This is a genomic window from Pseudoalteromonas sp. MMG024, from assembly GCF_021654175.1.
Taxonomy (GTDB): domain Bacteria; phylum Pseudomonadota; class Gammaproteobacteria; order Enterobacterales; family Alteromonadaceae; genus Pseudoalteromonas.
The window spans coordinates 26,335-44,437 of record NZ_JAKFZO010000031.1; the positions used below are offsets into that span (position 1 = coordinate 26,335).

Annotated in this window: 17 protein-coding genes and 1 pseudogene; 4 read left to right on the forward strand and 14 right to left on the reverse strand. The window is 40.3% G+C overall.

Going from position 1 to position 18,103, the window contains the following annotated elements:
* Positions 1-3: 3 nt before the first annotated feature.
* From L1068_RS20330 to L1068_RS20350, 5 genes are all read right to left on the reverse strand, one after another.
* Entirely contained in the window at positions 4-270 is a 267-nt protein-coding gene (locus tag L1068_RS20330) for a RebB family R body protein (protein ID WP_237131706.1), read from the reverse strand.
* 80 nt (positions 271-350) lie between these two features.
* Entirely contained in the window at positions 351-617 is a 267-nt protein-coding gene (locus L1068_RS20335) for a RebB family R body protein (RefSeq protein ID WP_237131708.1), read from the reverse strand.
* Positions 618-651: 34 nt separating this feature from the next.
* Positions 652-948 (reverse strand): RebB family R body protein, encoded by a 297-nt coding sequence (locus L1068_RS20340; protein WP_237131709.1) that lies wholly within the window; start codon positions 946-948, stop codon positions 652-654.
* 253 nt (positions 949-1,201) lie between these two features.
* On the reverse strand, positions 1,202-2,425 hold the full coding sequence (locus tag L1068_RS20345; RefSeq protein ID WP_237131710.1) for an AraC family transcriptional regulator: 1,224 nt from the start codon (positions 2,423-2,425) through the stop codon (positions 1,202-1,204).
* A 114-nt stretch (positions 2,426-2,539) separates the two neighbouring features.
* Positions 2,540-3,682, reverse strand: coding sequence for an ATP-binding protein (locus L1068_RS20350; RefSeq protein ID WP_237131711.1), 1,143 nt, complete (start codon positions 3,680-3,682; stop codon positions 2,540-2,542).
* A gap of 568 nt (positions 3,683-4,250) precedes the next feature.
* On the opposite strand from L1068_RS20350, the gene L1068_RS20355 reads away from it, so the two are divergent.
* Complete coding sequence (locus tag L1068_RS20355; RefSeq protein ID WP_237131712.1) at positions 4,251-4,520, forward strand: alpha/beta hydrolase-fold protein; 270 nt, start codon at positions 4,251-4,253, stop codon at positions 4,518-4,520.
* Positions 4,521-4,893: 373 nt separating this feature from the next.
* On the opposite strand, the gene L1068_RS20360 is transcribed toward L1068_RS20355, so the two are convergent.
* The 3 genes from L1068_RS20360 to L1068_RS20370 all read right to left on the reverse strand — a co-directional run bounded on the left by L1068_RS20360 (position 4,894) and on the right by L1068_RS20370 (position 7,922).
* The gene (locus L1068_RS20360) at positions 4,894-5,772 is read right to left on the reverse strand and encodes an aspartyl protease family protein (RefSeq protein WP_054981557.1); all 879 of its coding nucleotides are present in this window, start codon (positions 5,770-5,772) and stop codon (positions 4,894-4,896) included.
* Between the two features lie 66 nt (positions 5,773-5,838).
* The gene (locus L1068_RS20365) at positions 5,839-7,230 is read right to left on the reverse strand and encodes a HAMP domain-containing sensor histidine kinase (RefSeq protein WP_237131713.1); all 1,392 of its coding nucleotides are present in this window, start codon (positions 7,228-7,230) and stop codon (positions 5,839-5,841) included.
* Positions 7,227-7,922 carry a response regulator transcription factor gene (locus tag L1068_RS20370; protein WP_054981555.1) on the reverse strand — a complete coding sequence of 232 codons (696 nt, stop codon included), beginning with the start codon at positions 7,920-7,922 and terminating at the stop codon, positions 7,227-7,229. The genes L1068_RS20365 and L1068_RS20370 overlap by 4 nt, the downstream gene beginning before the upstream one ends.
* A gap of 397 nt (positions 7,923-8,319) precedes the next feature.
* On the opposite strand from L1068_RS20370, the gene L1068_RS20375 reads away from it, so the two are divergent.
* On the forward strand, positions 8,320-9,327 hold the full coding sequence (locus L1068_RS20375) for a hypothetical protein (protein WP_237131714.1): 1,008 nt from the start codon (positions 8,320-8,322) through the stop codon (positions 9,325-9,327).
* Positions 9,328-9,442: 115 nt separating this feature from the next.
* Here the strand turns inward: L1068_RS20375 and L1068_RS20380 are convergent, their stop codons facing one another.
* On the reverse strand, positions 9,443-10,324 hold the full coding sequence (locus L1068_RS20380) for a nuclear transport factor 2 family protein (protein WP_237131715.1): 882 nt from the start codon (positions 10,322-10,324) through the stop codon (positions 9,443-9,445).
* Positions 10,325-10,444: 120 nt separating this feature from the next.
* Here L1068_RS20380 and L1068_RS20385 point away from each other — a divergent pair, with 120 nt between their 5' ends.
* Positions 10,445-11,341 (forward strand): LysR substrate-binding domain-containing protein, encoded by an 897-nt coding sequence (locus L1068_RS20385; RefSeq protein ID WP_237131716.1) that lies wholly within the window; start codon positions 10,445-10,447, stop codon positions 11,339-11,341.
* 148 nt (positions 11,342-11,489) lie between these two features.
* On the opposite strand, the gene L1068_RS20390 is transcribed toward L1068_RS20385, so the two are convergent.
* Together L1068_RS20390 and L1068_RS20395 are read right to left on the reverse strand one after the other, a co-directional pair.
* Positions 11,490-13,217 (reverse strand): hypothetical protein, encoded by a 1,728-nt coding sequence (locus tag L1068_RS20390; protein WP_237131717.1) that lies wholly within the window; start codon positions 13,215-13,217, stop codon positions 11,490-11,492.
* Between the two features lie 12 nt (positions 13,218-13,229).
* The gene (locus L1068_RS20395) at positions 13,230-15,026 is read right to left on the reverse strand and encodes a hypothetical protein (protein WP_237131718.1); all 1,797 of its coding nucleotides are present in this window, start codon (positions 15,024-15,026) and stop codon (positions 13,230-13,232) included.
* 337 nt (positions 15,027-15,363) lie between these two features.
* Between L1068_RS20395 and L1068_RS20400 the strand changes: the two genes are divergently transcribed.
* Positions 15,364-15,981, forward strand: a complete 618-nt coding sequence (locus L1068_RS20400) for a porin family protein (protein ID WP_237131719.1) — start codon at positions 15,364-15,366, stop codon at positions 15,979-15,981.
* Positions 15,982-16,198: 217 nt separating this feature from the next.
* On the opposite strand, the gene L1068_RS20405 is transcribed toward L1068_RS20400, so the two are convergent.
* The 3 genes and pseudogenes from L1068_RS20405 to L1068_RS20415 all read right to left on the reverse strand — a co-directional run bounded on the left by L1068_RS20405 (position 16,199) and on the right by L1068_RS20415 (position 17,878).
* Complete coding sequence (locus L1068_RS20405; protein ID WP_237131720.1) at positions 16,199-16,546, reverse strand: hypothetical protein; 348 nt, start codon at positions 16,544-16,546, stop codon at positions 16,199-16,201.
* Positions 16,547-16,790: 244 nt separating this feature from the next.
* A pseudogene (locus L1068_RS20410) lies at positions 16,791-16,976 on the reverse strand (transposase); the annotation flags it as partial.
* Positions 16,977-17,095: 119 nt separating this feature from the next.
* Positions 17,096-17,878 (reverse strand): transporter substrate-binding domain-containing protein, encoded by a 783-nt coding sequence (locus tag L1068_RS20415; protein WP_237131721.1) that lies wholly within the window; start codon positions 17,876-17,878, stop codon positions 17,096-17,098.
* Positions 17,879-18,103 lie beyond the last annotated feature (225 nt).

The following is an 18,103-nucleotide window of genomic DNA, read 5'->3' on the forward strand; positions in this document are numbered from 1 at the left end:
TAATTAACGATAAATTCTAGACGTTCCTACAGCTGCAGAAGCTGTGTCTACGCTGTATAGCGTATTAACACCTTGTACCAGAGCTGCTTGCGCTGTAATACCGTTGTTTTGCTGACCAGACGTTGCATTATGTGCAGCGTTAGAAAGCGCTTGGCTTGTTGCAATCATAAAGTTGCCAGTTGCAAGAGCAGGCGCATCACCTAGCACTTTCGTGTTTACTTGAGATACTGAGTCTGTGATTTGACTGTTTACTGCTGTTGGAAATGCCATAGTTATATTCCTTTTTAAGTTAAATATACTGTAATCATATGATTACAAGGTTATTTACTAGCTGAGATTAAGCGATGGGATTAACCCAAAATTGCTTTAGTCGCCATACCAGTAGATGCGGTATCGATGGAGTAAAGTAAATTTACGCCCATTGTTGTGGCTGCTTGCGCCGTAATATTTGCTTGCTGTTGTGCCGTTGTTGCGTTGTGTGCCGCATTGGCCAGCGCTTGTGACGTTGCCTGGAATAAATTGCCCATAGCAACGGCAGGCGCGTCTCCTAACACTTGCACATTTGCTTGTGTTACTGAGTCCGTAATTTGACTGTTTACAGCGGTTGGAAAAGCCATAATTAACTCCTAATAAGTCTACTGTTTGAGCGGATTAGCTACCGAGTCCGGCAACCTTGTTGCTCGGGGTTAAGATGTCTTTGGTTGCAACCCCGGTCGATGCCGTATCAATTGAGTACAATGTTGTTACGCCCATTGTGGTCGCAGCTTGTGCGGTAACGCCGGTTTGTTGTTGCGCCGAGGTCGCGTTATGTGCTGCATTGGCAAGTGCTTGTGATGTGGCTTGAAATAAGTTGCCCATCGACATCGCTGGCGCATCGCCTAGCACTTTTACGTTTGCCTGAGTGACTGAATCTGTAATTTGATCGTTAACTGCTGTTGGAAATGCCATGATTAAACCTTTTTATTGAAAAATTAATGTGTTTGAATGCCTAATGCTTAGGCGATTCACTGTAAACCATTTGCCTAAACACTGAACTCAGTATACTGACGATGTTTTGCTTTAGATTGGTAGGAACGCGCAAGCTATTTGGTAAAAACGAGGGAAAAAAACATGCATTAAAAGCAAATATACCTACCACCGGATAGCTCAACTGGTGCCGCTAGACGAGTGCGATTGACCACACTCGTGGCATTATCCATTGTTAATGTTTCGCTCTTTGGTCGCGGTAAACCCCAGGGCTAACCCCTACCACCGCCTTAAATTTACGTACAAAAAAGCTGAGATCTGAAAAGCCAACATCGTCACACACTTCGGTCACTTGGCTATAAGGGTCGTTGCGAAATAAGTTCATCGCCGCGCGAATGCGGTGTTTCAGCAAGGTTTGTTTAAATGATTGCCCCACATAACGCTTAAACAAATAGGATAAGTGCGATGGACTTACACAGGCATGACTGGCAACTTCACTTAGACTTAAAGGGTGGGTGTAATACACTTCAATATATGAAAGGGCTTTACCCAGTGCCGGGTGAACTCTATTGCTTGGTGTGAGGGTTTTGTTGATATCAATTTGCAAATAGTGTTCGTGAGAATACATCGAATCCACGGGTTGCTCTACCGTGTGAGTATCGTCACTGCTAAGTGATATTGTCGGTTGTGAGTGAGGGTTGTTGCTGGTAATTCCAGGCGCGTTTGATATTTCACCATTGTGGTTCATGCTCGGAAAGTTGCGTAGTAAAATGTCAGCGTTAATCTCGCGATCGTCGACTGAAAAAGTGAGCTTTTCGAGGCATCGTTTGAGTTGCTTAACATTGTTTGGCCACGCATAGTTTTTTAATACTGTCATGGCTGTGGCGTCGAAGTTAAGAGCTGCTATCTTGTCGTTGGTGGTTTTGTAGTGGTCAATTAAATAGGCAATATCATCACACCTCTGTGCCAGTGTCGGCATTGATAGCTCAAGACAATGGTACTGCAGCCAATTCAGCAGCTCGTCTGGGTCAGAGGCGAGATGTGCGTTAAGCTGATTTTGCGCCGTGGTTGAGGTGATCAGCTGAACATCGTCTTTTTGAGCCACATCCGTCAGCCAATAGTGCTTGATATCGTTGAATTGCAAAGATGTCAGATGACACACATTTTTTAAATATAAAGTCCCCCGTTTTGCCTGACTTATCAGGCCTTTCATTTGTTTTTCTAAGTTGCGCTCTGAGAACTCTTTACAGCAAAAGCTGACAAATTTGCCTTTTTTGTAAGAAGGGGTTCGGTAAATTTGATAAGCCGCAAGTTGCTTGCCACTGCCAGGCTCCCCAACAATGTGAATTGGCAAATCTGAATGTGCAAGTTTGTTGATACGTGTTTTTAATTGAAACAATGCATCGCTACTACCAATCCATGCTGTTTCTTCGTGTGTTACTGTCAGTTCTGTGAGCATAACCTTTCCTTAATTTGATGTGTTAAAGGCAGCCCATGAAGTTGTTAGTAGGAACTATTTCATGGGTGCTTTTGGTTCAAGGAAAGGTTACTTTTTCGTGTACCTTAAAATGGGTCAGTTACGGCTCACTTGATAGTTTTGCCTATTTTGTTGTGGTTTATACCCATGATCTTCAAAGTCGCGCGTATGGTGTTTAATGGCTTCGCACACCATTGGGTGTACAAAGCTAAAGTGCTCTGTCGTTTGGGTTACAAGCCCACTTTTTAGGAGTTTTTGCACCATACAAAGCGGGAACTTAATCGCCTTATGAGATGAAAACTGGTGTAGCTGTTTTGAATCGAAGTGTTGACCGTTGTGGGATGCGAGTTTCAATATGGCGCATGCATCTGGTGGCATTTCATCAAGGGTCGACTTGATACTTTGTGTTAGCTTTTCAGGGAGTGAGGAGTCGATATTAGGGGCAATCAATAGCTGATTCAAAAACAGCGGATTACCGTTGATACGACGAATAGCAAGATCTATTTTTTCGCGATATTTGTGAGGACAAACCCCTTGTTTAGCTAGTGTGTTTTTTGCAATCGTTTCCAGTGTTGGCACATCCAGCTCTTTGATCGGAATACTATGCGCACTAGATAACCAACTGGGCAAATAAGTAAATAGCCCGTTGTTTTGTGCAGTGAGTACAATTAGTACCGGAGCAGAGGTTTTCACTTGCGTTAAGTGACGGATGAACGTTACTTCGTCATGGGTGAGAAGGTGTAGCCCATCAATCGCAACAACGGATACTTTTTTATGGCCTAAATAGGCCAGTAGATCGTTTGCGATGTGTGCGTCTATCTCATCAAGTTGGTTTTTGTTTATATTGGCGAGCGCATTCATCTGATTACTATCCAGCGCATAGTTCATTAAATACAATACCCTTACTGCGCTTTTGGTCGAACTGAAGACAAGTTGCGTTTTGTTTTTTACGTCATCATACGAGTCTGCTTCGCTTATCTTTAGTAGTAGTTTTAACAGCAGAGCGATTGAAAACCCTTTGCTATGAGGCGTGGCACAGACTTCGATATTGGCCACCGTTTTGTTGTTGGTAGCAAGCTGCTTGGTAAATGTCCCCAATAAACAGGTTTTACCAATCCCAATCATTCCTGACAGAAACGCGACCTTAGTTTTACATTCAGTTTCAGCATGATTGAGTAACGTGTGAAGTTGTTGCAATTCCCACTCTCTGCCATAACAAGTTTCTGGGCTTGCATTCATTAGCTGACTATAAAGCCACGTTGGCAATGGGGCTTTTTGAATCAGTGAGTCGACACTGACATTAAAGTAATGGGCGAGGTTAAAGAGGGTTCGATAAAGTATATTCTTGCCGGCTTCTGCTCTTTTTATTGATGAAACAGAAACAGGTAGTCGGCAGCGAGCGCATTCTTCTGCCAGTTTCTCCTGACTAAGGGCTTTTTTTTCTCAGTAATCGTAATGTTTTGACGTTAACTGCAATACGTCCTTGGGTAAAATTGTTCATATAGGGTCCTTTGTTTTTTATTCCATATGAATTGTTCACAGCAAAGAATTCAAATATAGACATCTAGTTAAGAGTTTGCGTGCCGAAACACTTTTTTAACGAGCTCTGGAACTATTATTACCCAATTTTTTATTACATAGTATGACGTTAAAGTTTAATTATTATGCATTTGTTTTTTCTGTTATTTATAAGAAACAATGAAAAATCAGAGCGGGTGTCTTTGTTCTTTCTACTCGCCCAACTAATCAAACAGCAAGAGAGCTGTTTGGCCGCGCAGATACGTTTTTAGCCTTTATTAGAACCGAGTTGCTGCCCTACATAGAAAGTCGTTATAAAATATCAAACGACCGTTCACTCAGCGGTTATTCTGCAGGTGGCAGTTTTGTGTTGTACACCATGATCACTCACCCTTCGCTATTTAATGCATATTTTGCGTTTAGCCCTGCAGCGTGGTACGACGATTCAGTGGTTGTAAAAGAATTTAAAAAGAACCTATTTAAACTTGAGGGTGCACCGAAGTTTTTTTATTTAAGTTTAGGGGCAAAAGAACCGTCTATTATTACAAGGCTCGTTTAAAGGACTGTTAGCTGCGCTCGATGAAAATGCACCTAATAACTTGGTTTGGGCCCATCAATTTACAGAAGGTGCTGATCATGGTACTAACCCCTACATGTCTATACCCACAGCCGTAAATGAGTATTCAGCTTTCAAACAAAAGCTTTAGTCACCACCTTAAACAAGGCCTGCTCAATGGGGAGAGTCTGATCTTTCCCATTTGCTTAAAATGACACTAACTCAATTAGAATAAAGTGGGTTACTGTGATTTTTAGCTCTTTAACCCCATAAGCCATACCTAAACATATAAAAACACCCAAACTAAGCCAAATTAGAGTGGGTGTTTTTGTTGTTCCTGATGGGTAAATCGTTGTTATTTTCTTAGTGTATTGATTTAAAAATAAATATGCTTGGCTTGATAGTCGATAACCAATTTTCCGCCTTTGAAATCTGCAAGGCCCATTAGTATTACTGGCTTATTTTCATAGCCGAGTTTTTTAAATACTGGCATATCAGAAACCGTTGTATTAGAGCTAGTTACGATATGTTCGCCAATATTAAACCTTACCTCACCTAACTTTTGTTTTTGTATTGCTTTACCATGAAGGCCCTTAAGATCTTCTTTGTCTTTTTTTTCAACGTCAAGCTTTGCCAACAAGAGAGAGTTAATGATGTTTATAGGTGCGCCTGTATCTAACACCGCATCAACATTCTGGCCATTAAACTCAACGTTAAACTTAATAAATTCTTCATCAAGCCAAAACGCTTGCGATTTTAAATCATGCGTAACTTGCTCTGAACAGGTTTGTGCATAAAAAGTCACTTCACTTTTAACAAAATCTAAAACGGTGCAGTGTTTTTCTAAAAATCCATACCCTAAAATACCCGGCACTTTACCTTGTGCGGTTTTGAGCACGGTTAAATCTTGTGTTATGTAAGGTAAATCCATCACCGAAGTATGACCAACACGGGTTGTATTGACGTTTGCTTGCGTGAGTATCATTTTACTTGTTGCACTGGTCACTTCTTCTTTTTCGAGTGCGCTTTCTGGCAATGCCAACTCATTTAATAAACTATTTGAAATAACTCCTGAAGTAGCTGCGGTATCTAAAACCATAGGTACTGTGTCGGCGTTATTTAACTGAGCATCCACCATAACATGGCCATATTGTGTGAACTGCATTGGCATTGTAACTGGTTTCGTGTTCTCCTGATTTGCATTACTTGAGAAACTCATAATTCCCACAATTACTGCACTTAAAATTGCTTTCATAAATCACCTTCTTTGTTGTTCTTTGTTTTGTTAGGTGTACTTTAAAAAGCAATTGTTAAGCAATTATCAAGATTTTTTAAAAAGCCTTAATGAAAACTTTGCGCCTTTATTTGGTTCACTTACTACCGTCAATGCTGCACTTAAGAGCTCCGCAAGTTGTTTACAAATAGGCAACCCGAGCCCTAAGCTATTGGTATCGTTACGAGATGTTTGTACTCGGTAAAAGCGCTCAAAGATATTGTCTAATTGAGTTTGCGACATCCCCTCACCATGGTCCTCTACGGCAACATCAACATACGTGTCACAAGCGTGTAGGCTTACTTTAATAAACCGACCAGCTGACCCGTATTTAAATGCATTATCAAGTAAGTTCACCAATATTTGCCTCAGTCTTTTAGCATCGGTGACTAACTTAGTGTTTGGTGCTAAATCCGATGTAAACACAATGCCATGCGAACTTGCCTGAAGCTGATACTTAGCCATTAAATCAGTAATAAGCTGTGTAATATTAACCTCTTCAAATTGTAAGGTTAGCTGATTTGATTCGGTCAGCGATAACAGGCTTAAGTCATCAATTAACTGACTCAGTGATTCAACCTCTTTACCAAGTACGCTTAGCTGCTCAAGCTCCATCGGTAATATTCCGTCTTCCATTGCTTCAACACGTGAACGAATGGCGTTGAGCGGTGTACGTAGTTCATGAGAAAGATCTGAATTCATTTGCCGATATTGCTGATGCAACCCTTGCAACCACGCTGCAAGGCGGTTGAAACTGGCTAAGATTTCACCTACCTCATCGTGCTTAGTTACTTCAATACGGGTGTCTAAATTGCCATTTTCAATATCTTTAAAGCTGTGTTTAAGGTGTTTTAGCGGCTTTAAAAAGTACCATGCGCCCAACCAAGACAGCAGCGCAGCAAGCAGAGATAAGCCAAGCAAACTCAGCATAAATTCATCGGCCAAGCGCGACATCAACAAAGACTCTTGATGCTTTCGCTCCAACGTGTTTTTGGGTAACCAAAATAATGCATATTCACCCATTTGGTCATTCAGTAGCAACTGTTCTTGGCTGAATTGAATTAATAATGGAGATTGATTGAGCGGCGCTATTTTAAACTGATGACCGTGCTCCACAGCAATATAGGTAATCCGCAAATCAGTCGCACTTTCTGATGGCAAAATAACGCGCTCGTTTTGCACCAAAATAAATAACTGCTCAGTAAAGACATGAGATAGTGCTGTATATTGTTGCTGAACAGGCAAATTGTGTGGTAACGAAGTAATCTGCGCTTCCACGTCATCATCATCTAGTAACTCAGTGGTCATTTGCACAACACTTTTTTGGTTAAACTCGACAAATGCATTACTTGCTGTGTATACACTTAACAAGTAATAAATTCCCAACAATACAAAAGTGCAACTAGCAACTAATAGCGTAAATTTGGTACGTAATTTCATTGTGTTTTAGCCGCAACAAACTGATAACCTTGACCATAGTGTGTGGCAATATAGGTTGGATCTTTTTTACTATCACCCAACTTTTTACGTAAGTTAGCTAAATGGGTATCGACTGCTCTATCGGTGATATCGCTGCGCCCTTGCCACACGAGATTAATCAATTGTTCACGCGAGATAATACGCTTTGCATGAGTGACTAAACTAACTAAAATGGCAAACTCAACAGCGGTGAGTTTTAAATGATCGCCAGCTAGTTTTACCAATTTGGCATCGACATCAATCTCTAACTGGCCGAACAGCCATACTTGGTGCGCACCTGTATGCTTGTAACTGCGTTTAAGTAACGCTTGAACACGCGATACCACTTCTCTTGGGCTGTAGGGTTTACACACATAATCATCAGCGCCTAAGTCAAAGCCATGAATGCGGTCGCTTTCAGTTACCTTTGCCGTCACCATAATGCTGGGAATGTCTTTTTTGGTCGCATTTTTTAATAAAGAGAAACCATCTCCTCCTGGCATCATAACGTCGAAAATAGCTAACTGAAACGCCAAATTATCGAGCGCCCGCTGAGCATCGACTGCATTATCAAAGTGACTAACTCGGTAACCTTGCTTTTCAAGATAAAGGGTTAAAATTTGTGCACTGGCGACATCATCTTCAACGTATAAAATATTAATGGTACTACTCATTGCATTCCTTATGCAGATCACATATCACGTCAAAAGCAACAAACTACAACAGCCACGTAACTATTGCAAAATCAACACGCACTAAACCTGCATTTAATAAAGCGTTCTTCACTCAAATCCAAAGTGATTTTTTGCTTACAAAATAAAATAAGATGGGGCGAACGGATCGCCCATTAGTATGCCTGAAAGGTTAATAAAATTAGGTGACTTTTTCTTCAATGCACAATTCTAGACCGGACTCCGTGTTTTTAACTTACCCCCTCATTTGACACCATTGATTTTCGTTCATTTACAATAAAGTAATATAAATAGCTTAAAGTAGTTTGTTTTTATTAGATAATATGCTCGCTATTAAGCGAATTAATTGGATATAAAAACAAACTATATGGAGAGATTAGTGAAATCTTTTAAAATTTCCGCTTCGGCCGTGGCTTTAGGTTTAATGCTTACGCTTACCGGATGTAAAACAACTTACAAGGTAGACCAAAATTTAGTTCAGCAGTTTAAAACTGAACAACCAAAAGAAGATCAAACTTACGTTTACATGATTAGAGGGAGCAATTTTCAAGGAGGCGCTCGTGGCGCATGGATTGCGGTAAATGATAAAGTTGTGGCTGACCTTTCAAATGGCTCGCATACACTATTGAAGTTGGATTCGGGGATCAATTCACTCCACCTAGTACAAGGACTAGCAGGATTCGGTTATGCGAAAATTGATAACCGACCAGGTGAAACTGTATTCATGTCAATTGATTACTCGACAGGAAAAACAACTGAGCTTGACTACGATTTAGGTGCATCGATGGTAATGCGCACTAAGTATAAAGCCGAGCTTGATAGTCCAAGAAAAAATGATGCATATGACAATTTGCTCGCAAACCCTTCGCTACTTGGTTTTGATGTGATGCAAGATGGCAAAACCCCTATAAAGCCAGACAACGAACATGCTGTAATTAATTTTTTCCGCATGGAAAAACTAATAGGCAGTGTTCCATTTGATATATGGGATGAGGATGGTTTTGTCGCAAGTACGCGAGTGGGACAATATTTTCAAGTTAAAGTCAAACCGGGCAAGCATAAATATATCGCCCTATCAGAACGTTATTCAGTACTTGAAGCAAATGTAGAAGCTGGCAAAGAGTATTTTGTAGAGTTTGATGTTGATATGGGCTGGAACCAAGCACATGTACAAATTTTACCTTTAGATGCTGAAGAAGATAAAAAAACCATCTCTAAATGGCAAAATAAAGCAAGATTAAAAGTGGTTAATCAAGACGTATTAAACAGTAATGAATTTAAAACCCGTGTTGAAATGGCAAAAACCTACTTAGCACCAAAATTCAAAGCTGCGAATTCAAAAGAACTAGCGCAACGAGTAATGAATCCAGAAAACGGTAGGTTATAAACTATCAAGATAAAAGCTAGATAGTTTTATCTAGCTTTTAAAAAAGCGCTTTACCCAATGAAATGAACTGAATCGAACCCGAGAATCAACGCCTCTGCCCCACTGACTAGCTAATTTAAAACATCGTATTTGAGTGAGCCATTTGAGCAGGTATTTCTTGAATAACATCCCAATGCTCAACGATTTGACCATCTTTCACACGGAATAAGTCGTAAAATGCCTGAGGTTTTCCATTCCAGCGACCTTCACTTTGGGTCAATACAAAGTTACCTTCGCCAAAAATACGGTGAACTTTATGGTACTCAAACATATTGTTTTGAGATGCGAGGTAGGCAAGCGCTTCATTCAAGCCATCTAAGCCGTCTTTAACCATAGTATTGTGTTGGTCATACTGCTTTGCGCTGATGTATTCGGTAATTTTTTGCGGCGCCTTACCGAAAAAAACATCTTGCATAAAGTTAGCAATAAGCTTTTTGTTGGCTTCAGTTTTATCAATATCTTCAACCTTTGTTGGTCCATCAAACTGTGACCTTCCGCTAGCAGTTTCTTTAACAATTGGCGCAATCGCATCCCAGTGCTCAGCAACTTGCCCATTTTGCATGCGCCAGATATCAAAAGTGACCACTTCTTTAGCACCAAACGCTTCTGCGTTGTTGTAGGTATTGTGCATAATGATAAATTCACCATCTTGTAACAGACGATGGTTTGTATAAGTTGTGCCCGCCTCTTTTAATTTCGGTAAAAAGCCTAACACCGGTGCTAACCCCGTGGGAACATGCGGATTATGTTGAATATAATCCTCTCGGAAGTACTTTTTAACTTCTGCTGCATTGTAATCTTTAAAAAATGCATCTTGTGCTTTAATTGCTATTGCTTTCATTGAGTTACCTTGTTTTGACAGTTCTAACGTTGTTGAATTGGCGCTAGCACTACTCAATATTGACACCGAGGTGATGATTGCAGCCAAGAACTTACTAGTTGAATGTTTGATTTTCATGATTTGCCTTAACGTGATGGCTTGTGATTTCGAAATTTATAATAATAACTAACCAATCATTTGATTAGATGCTATTAATTGATTACTTTATTAAGCTCTACTTAATAGTTGGTCAATTTAATGAGTATTTCATCCATTAATCGCCTAAAGCAAATGGCTATTTTTTGTAAGGTTATTGAATGTGGCAGTATGCGGGCAGCATCCGAAGCACTTAGTATGACCCCTTCAGCAGTAAGCCAATACATTACCCAGTTAGAAAATGAGCTTGAAGTTGCGCTAATATATCGCTCAACACGCAGGCTTAGTTTGTCTGAAGCGGGTGAGCGCTACTACCAACACGGAAAGAGAATGTTGATGGCTGCAGAAGATGCAGAAGATGCCATTTACGAAGTAAAGCATTCCTTGGAAGGTGAAATTCGTATTTCTGCAACAGTAGGCATCGCATCTCACCCTTTGGCGCAAGGCTTAAAGGAGATTCTGGATAACAATATTGGCTTATCGATTACTGTTATAGCAAATGATAAAAGTATTGATCTGGTTGCAGAGCACATTGATATTGCCGTGAGAGTAGGTGAGCCTGAAGAGTCTAATTTTATTTATCATTCTCTAGGAAAGTTAGCTAAAAGTATTTATGCAAGCCCTGAGTATCTAAAAAAGCATAGTAACCCTGTTCTGCCAAGCGATCTGAAAAAGCACTATTGGTTAAAACACCTAAGCCAAGGAAAATTTTCGGATATCAGTCTTACTCATTCAAATAACGAAACATTTCATTATCAACCTAAATATAGAATGCGCTTTAATGATATCAATGCGCTTACAAGCCATGTGCAAGCTGGGTACGGTATGGCTATTTTGCCTGATTTAGAAGTTCAGCATTTAATCAAGGCAGGTATGCTAGTAAAAGTGTTACCAGACTGGCAATTAGAACCCCTAGATTTATATGCGTTAACCATTGATAGAAAACAATCGTACAAAGTAAAAGCTGTTCTAAAAACACTTAAAGAGTTTTTTGCTTAAATCAAATTAGAGTGGGTGTCTTTGTTGTTCTTCTAAGAGCGCTTCAAAGACGCGATGATTGCGATTGCGCTAAATTTTCTAGATTTAGAGCCAATAATAATAAAGCCCGTAGTTATCCCGATGAGGAATAACTACGGGATCTAGGTGACTATTGAACAGCCCATGGTTGAGGCGGATGATTTGGACCTGCCGCCCATTTGTAACAGCCTCCACCAGATTGATTGCCACCGTCGCCACAGCTATTTAAATTGTAACATTGCTGTTTAGTTAACTCCCCTTGCGGTGCATCAATCCATGCAAAACCAGCACTGTTTTGCATCCAATAACAACTTGCCGATTGGGCAAAACCAAATACAAATGAGTAATCGGTAGCGTAACTTTTTCCACCTAGCAATTTGCTCGCACCTTCTGGCACTCCAGCAAAGGCATGACAAGACAGGCAATTAAAGCCCTGAGCATAAGTTTCTAGCGTTGTATTTGCCACAGGTACTTCACTAATCGTCGGGGTTGCCCCACTGATAGATAATGGGGTTAATGGTGGGTTGCCTGGTGGTTCATTGTCATTAATCGACGCCGATGACCAAAGCGTATTTACCAACTGATAATTAGCAAATACAGAACTAGGATTCGCCTGTTTAATGAGTGCTTGGGCAGATGCATTAATTGATGCTATCTTATTATCGGTTGTGTCTTTAATAGTAAAGTCACGTGACACTTGTATTGGATAAGGTTCACAGCCATTTTTACTATCTAGCATATAAGCCGGTGACACATTGACATCACAGCTCGTTTTAGTAACTGCCACACCCGATACCGTTTTAGCTTTGCAGGCAGAAGGAACCGTTTTTTCGCTACAGCTTGGAGAATAAAAGGTATAGTCATTTGGATTAGCCAGCTGGTCGATTTTTGCAGTGTCAGGCGCATTCATTTTATGCTCAAATGTAGCCCATACCCACTGCGGCTGTGACGCCGTTTTGTGAATAATATGTAAGCCAACTAATGCCAGAGTTTTAGTACTACAAGCATTGGTTGACTCATCATAAATAGTCGCCGTACTCAGTTTGAAATCAGTTTGCCAATTGCCTGTGTTAGGATCGGCCACTTCTAACCAAGCGGCCTTGAGCTCAAGGCCTCCTAATACGACTTTTTCTTTTGCATTAGTGCCTACACCCAAAGGCATTGCTATATTCTTTTTCGCATTAATCCTATCGGCTTGACCATTCGCATCATAAAGGGTGTTGTCGACAATGAAGTTATATTCGTCTTCACTCATAAGCACTTCGTAATAAACCAACTGACCGCGTTTATCAGCCAACCAATTTGGGTTATTACTAGGAAATGCCTGCGCTGTTTCTGCACTTAAATTAAAGGATTCGCCAGTGCTTGAGGTCATACTCGCCTTGCGACTCGAACTCATAACGCGATATTTCGTCGAATTTGCCGAACAACTTGCTGGTATTGGTTTATTGCCCCAGGGCTTAGCTTGACTACCAAATGGTGCAGGCGTTGCCGCATTTGGTAAAAATACGGCATCAGCATTCGCATACGTTTCCCAAACCGTTGTAGGCTGTTCTGATGCGCTGCCCGATGCACCAAATTGCGCAGCGAGCACACTGAGTTCGGGTTTACCCGGTTCACCTTCTTTTACTGCCCAATTAAGCCCCATAAACACTTGCCACGCAAAGCAATTCAAGCCATTTTGCGACGTAATACTAGTGTCACCAGGTACAAAACTACTCACTTTAGGAGCATTTAAACAAGCAAATGAAGGCGAAGAGACCTGCTTTTCCTGAGCCTTAACGCTCACCGATGCTAAAAGTACATGTAATAACAATGAAAGTACCATAAGCATTGAAACTAATTTATTGATTTTCATTTCATAGCACTCCTAAACATTAATATAAAGTAAGCCAGGCATTGGCGTCGGGCGTTCTGTCGATGCGGGGTTTTTCACTATCACCCCACGCAATCCAGATTCAGCGCTCGCTTCAACATGGATAGTGACAAAAAAGTTATAATAGCCTGCGCTGTTGCCAGAGCCACCACCGACAGGTGTTCCATTACTGTTTGTAACTTGGTTAACTACAATAATAATATTTGAATCGACACTACCGTCTTCACGGCACGCTTCAACCGTCGCTTGGGTCACATTTCCTGTTGGACTAACATAGCCCGCCTGAACGACAATATTCTGATAACTGGTATTGCTATTTAAATAAGCAGGGAATGAAACAAACGGTGGGTTCTGATTTGCCGCCATCATAGCGTTAAGTACATTCTCTGCAATCACCATGGCTGGATAGCCATTACATTCTGAAGTTTTAGCAATTACATTAGGCAAGGGCTGCTGTTTTTGACTCGGTTCTGATGGCACAGCACTGGCAGCTATACCTACTTTAAAGGTTTCAGCAATTTGCCCTGCATATTTTATCGCTTGGGGTTGTTGACTTGGCCCACTTGCAGCGCCTTCAACAGTCGTTCCAATCGTTACATCTTCAAGCGTAAAACCTTCAGGTGCATGAAATTGCATGTGAAGAATTTGGTCATAACTTTCGCCATCATCTAGCGCCGCTCTACCCCTTACAATACTAAACCAATCACTTAATTGGGTTCCCGCAGGAAAGGTGTAACTACTAAAATCTGGCGCTTGTAAGTAAAGACCTAGCGGGTTAGTTAGCATTGCTTTAACGGTTAAGTTTTTTATCACCTGATTCACTTGGAATCCAATATGTGGATCACTATTGCGATAGGGACGGCCAAAGGCACCTGCGCAAACAAGCCGTTGCATATTATACTGCTGAGCAGGTAAATCCCTCAATAACGTCGCTTGTGATGCCAGTAGAATTTCCGCACCTATCGTATTTGGCGGACTTGTTAAGTGTACAGCACCGCCTTTTTCGTTGTCAGCGATGGTACCTACATTCCACTTATTAAGCGGGTTGTAAGCAGGTGCGTCGGTAAATGGGTCAATAACAAGCTCACCGTTTGCATCTTTCAATTGCAAGTCTTCAACGGTAATGGTGGTGCCATTATCGAGTAATTGGGTGTAAAGCTCTGCTACTTTTGACGGTGAAACTTTCCATAACGTGTACCAATACTCTGGATTTTCGCAGGTAAAGTTGATTTTCGTAATCTTGCCATCTTTATTACGCGTCACGGCCCATTCACAGTATTCATCAAGCCAGCCCCTAGGGCCATTTGGATCATAACCTTGCCAAGTACTTTGCGACTCTTGCCAAGACATATTCGGACAGGTTTTAGACGGGATTTTAAATGGCAATCCATTATTACTCGGATCTTTGTCTGGCACATTTGCTGGATAGGGTGATAAAGTCACATCAGCAAAATCAGCCAAATGATACACTTGTTGGTCCGACAAACCATAAGGGCTTTTCTCCGTTTGTGAAAAATAAAGTTTCAAACGATTTGGAAAGGCTGTCCAAAATACGGGCTCTACGATATGTGAATCGAGTGGCAACTGCACTTCTTTGCGGTTTACATACCAGCTACATGGCGCTTGATTATCAACGGTCCATGGATTGCTCACTATTGCTGCTTGATTAGCAGCGTCAAGACCCGAATCCCATAACCTATCCATGGTACTTTGTAACTCTGGCTCATTGGGAAAGTCTTTGATCTCTGCGGGGGTCGCATAATATGACGAAAAGTCAACGCTCTTGCTCATAATATCTTCCTTATATGGGTGTTAAGTAACAAAGCTGCAGCGTAATTTCACTACACCAAACTACAACACTTGCCGATAGGCTTTGCTTTCCTTGTAAAGGCTATTTAATACTATGAAAGGTTGGGGAAATGTCTATTACAACCAATTACACCTCTTCTTTTAATTTTACTCCTGTAAATTTACAGTCTATATGAAATAACAAAGACACCCACTTTAAGCTTTTCTAAATTATAAAAAAATTTTCTATTACAATTATTTACAACATTCAGGGTACAACGCAATGATTGAGCAATATAATGCCGAAAATTACTCAACCTATTAATTAGTAAGGATCATTATGAAAAAGGTAGTATTACTTGTTTCATCGCTAGCATTAGCAGGATTAAGCTCATCAGCGCTAGCGAATGACATTTATTTAGGCGCAGCTTATAACAACCAAAAACTTTCCCCAAATGAGGCTGATGCCGGTTCCTTCAGCGTTAAAACTGTTGACCTAGTTGCTGGTTATCAAGTAAACCAGTACTTCTCTGTTGAAGCTAACGTTGTTGTTTCTTCGAACGATGATTTGTTTGAAGCGAAAGATGCCTACTATTTCACACAAGAATATGTGGACATCGACAGCCAATGGTCACTAAAAGCCAAAGGCACTTACCCTATCAGCGATGCATTTAGCGTATTTGCTTATGCTTCGTATCTGGACACAGAAATTAAAGGCGAATTTGTAGAATTCCGGTTAGACGAAAATGGTGCAACAACGGGCATACCGTCTCGAGGATCGTTTGCATTTTCAGATTCTGGCGTGGGTTTTGGTTTAGGTGCACAGTATAACTTTAATGAAAACTGGGCAGTTTATGCAGATTACAGCTTACACCCTGATTTCGAAATCAACGTTGATGAAAGCAGCGCTAAAATTGATCACGATTCATTTTCAATCGGCGTGACTTACAAGTTCTAATCTTTAAAAAGAGCGGATCACCCGCTCTTTTTATATTGCTTCAATATCTTTGTTATTAGCTGTTTATAGCATTCTTAATGATACTTGTAAGTTGCCTATGGGATAGATCTGAACCTAATTAGGTGGCCAAAATAACTATGCCACTACAATAGACACTCACTTTAATTGTCAATGGTGTTACTAGTTAATGCAGAGTCAAAATCATCGCCTCTGATTTCTAGTGCCATTGAATATTGCCAAACATATATTGCCCCCATGTTACTTCAGTGCCGCAGTACGGGAAAATTATCATGCTACAGGTCGCACCGAATGCTTTAGTTGTTACATACTCTGAATAAACTATTTTTCCATTAACATACCATGACGTTGTGCCCGTTTGGCCATAGGGTATGATTAAAGGAACCGGAAGAGGGACGATGGGCCCAACGACAATGCCTGCCCATTTGTAACTACCGTCGTGATCAAATACTTTCTCTGCATCTTCGGTGATTTGTGATTTATCTCCTGTGGCCTCGGTTGCGGTGAATACAATATCTGCGGAAATACATGCCTGTAGAGCTAGCATTGTAAGAATGATTATCGATACGTCCTTGCATATTTTCATTGTTAGTTGGATTTCTTATTATAAATAATAGGTTACATTTAACCCCCCAGCATTGTGCGTTGTCAACAAATAAACATAAAACACTATGGTAAATGAGTTATCGAGGACACTCCTTTTAATTTTCCTGATTTTAGCTAACCTTTTAAAAATCTAACCATGAAATAACAAAGACACCAAATAACAAAGACACCCACTTTAACTTTCTAACATCAATACAAAACACCTTGGACAATTCAAGTAATTTATCTTCAACCCACACACGACGGTGCTCAAACGATTGCCCTGTAACTTTATCTTCGCCACATAAAAAGGCGCGCCTTACGCAACGTGAAATACAATGATAGAAAGGAGTATCAACCAGACTAATTTGCTGTTTTCTTGGAACCGCCATGACTTCTCATCCTTAAGAAGTGTTAACTCCCTTAAACATAGAAAAACACCCAAACTAAATCAAATTAGAGTGGGTGTCTTTGTTATATATTCCTAGGCCGTTTTATTTAAAAACTGTGATTACTGCGAGAGATCAACGCCATAATTTTTAGCATATTTTTTCAATATCGCTTTAATTTCATAACGATTATTAATGATTGATAGGTTGAAAGCTTGCAGCTCTTGCTCATTGAAAAAACCAGGGCGTAACATAAAGTATGTTGGGCTTTTATTTATCAAAACGGGTGTCAGAACGACATCTTTTTGGTACTTAAAATATCCCCCGGTCAATGCATCTTCAACGACAAAGTCGACTCTTTTAGATTTCAGTAATTTAAATCTTTGTTCTGTTTGATTCAGATAAACAACACAGTCTTTGCAATTAGATGAAAATTGCTCAAAAGCAGCGCCATAATAGCTGCCTCGATTAACCAGAACAGTGCTTTCATTTAACAAGGATAACGGAGAGTCAATTTTGTCGAGTTGCGTGACTATAGCTCTTGTTTTGTCACTTTTAGCATTATGAAAAAGACCCATTACTTCGTTTCTGTAGGGAATACTAAACTCAGAATAGGCGCGGCGCTTTTGCGAAAAAGTAGCCGCAGGGATTAAATCAACATTACCTTTTTTAAACTCTTCAAAAGCGCGACTAGATGAAGGGTAAACAAAAAAATTAGCACATAAATTATTGTGCTTAAGCAGTAGATTTAATATCTCTATATCCAACCCCTCATACTCACTGCCGTTTTTAAAAGAATATGGGGGCCAAGAGTCACTCACACTTACGTTAAGTGTGCGATCACACGCAGCAGCATAAAATAAACAACTAACAACAAGCAAAAGAAAGCTTAAAAAAGGTTTCACTTAATACTCTTCAAAAATAGAAATTATATTAGCATGGTAGTTCAGCGTTCCAAAAAAAATACACGGCAGCAAATACTTAATCTATTAATTATAGTGAACTACTTGTGCTAGATATTACCCTAAACATAGTAAAACACCCAAACTAAATCAAATTAGAGTGGGTGTCTTTGTTATTTCAAAGATTCTTCAACTAACAAACAACTAACAAAGACACCCACTTTAATC

What these genes read in the sequence shown, in the direction of transcription:
- L1068_RS20330 (WP_237131706.1), bottom strand. Translation starts at nt 270, where the DNA reads ATGGCATTTCCAACAGCAGTAAACAGTCAAATCACAGACTCAGTATCT.
- L1068_RS20335 (WP_237131708.1), bottom strand. Translation starts at nt 617, where the DNA reads ATGGCTTTTCCAACCGCTGTAAACAGTCAAATTACGGACTCAGTAACA.
- L1068_RS20340 (WP_237131709.1), bottom strand. Translation starts at nt 948, where the DNA reads ATGGCATTTCCAACAGCAGTTAACGATCAAATTACAGATTCAGTCACT.
- L1068_RS20345 (WP_237131710.1), bottom strand. Translation starts at nt 2,425, where the DNA reads ATGCTCACAGAACTGACAGTAACACACGAAGAAACAGCATGGATTGGT.
- L1068_RS20350 (WP_237131711.1), bottom strand. Translation starts at nt 3,682, where the DNA reads ATGAATGCAAGCCCAGAAACTTGTTATGGCAGAGAGTGGGAATTGCAA.
- L1068_RS20360 (WP_054981557.1), bottom strand. Translation starts at nt 5,772, where the DNA reads ATGAAAGCAATTTTAAGTGCAGTAATTGTGGGAATTATGAGTTTCTCA.
- L1068_RS20365 (WP_237131713.1), bottom strand. Translation starts at nt 7,230, where the DNA reads ATGAAATTACGTACCAAATTTACGCTATTAGTTGCTAGTTGCACTTTT.
- L1068_RS20370 (WP_054981555.1), bottom strand. Translation starts at nt 7,922, where the DNA reads ATGAGTAGTACCATTAATATTTTATACGTTGAAGATGATGTCGCCAGT.
- L1068_RS20380 (WP_237131715.1), bottom strand. Translation starts at nt 10,324, where the DNA reads ATGAAAATCAAACATTCAACTAGTAAGTTCTTGGCTGCAATCATCACC.
- L1068_RS20385 (WP_237131716.1), top strand. Translation starts at nt 10,445, where the DNA reads ATGAGTATTTCATCCATTAATCGCCTAAAGCAAATGGCTATTTTTTGT.
- L1068_RS20390 (WP_237131717.1), bottom strand. Translation starts at nt 13,217, where the DNA reads ATGAAAATCAATAAATTAGTTTCAATGCTTATGGTACTTTCATTGTTA.
- L1068_RS20395 (WP_237131718.1), bottom strand. Translation starts at nt 15,026, where the DNA reads ATGAGCAAGAGCGTTGACTTTTCGTCATATTATGCGACCCCCGCAGAG.
- L1068_RS20400 (WP_237131719.1), top strand. Translation starts at nt 15,364, where the DNA reads ATGAAAAAGGTAGTATTACTTGTTTCATCGCTAGCATTAGCAGGATTA.
- L1068_RS20405 (WP_237131720.1), bottom strand. Translation starts at nt 16,546, where the DNA reads ATGCTAGCTCTACAGGCATGTATTTCCGCAGATATTGTATTCACCGCA.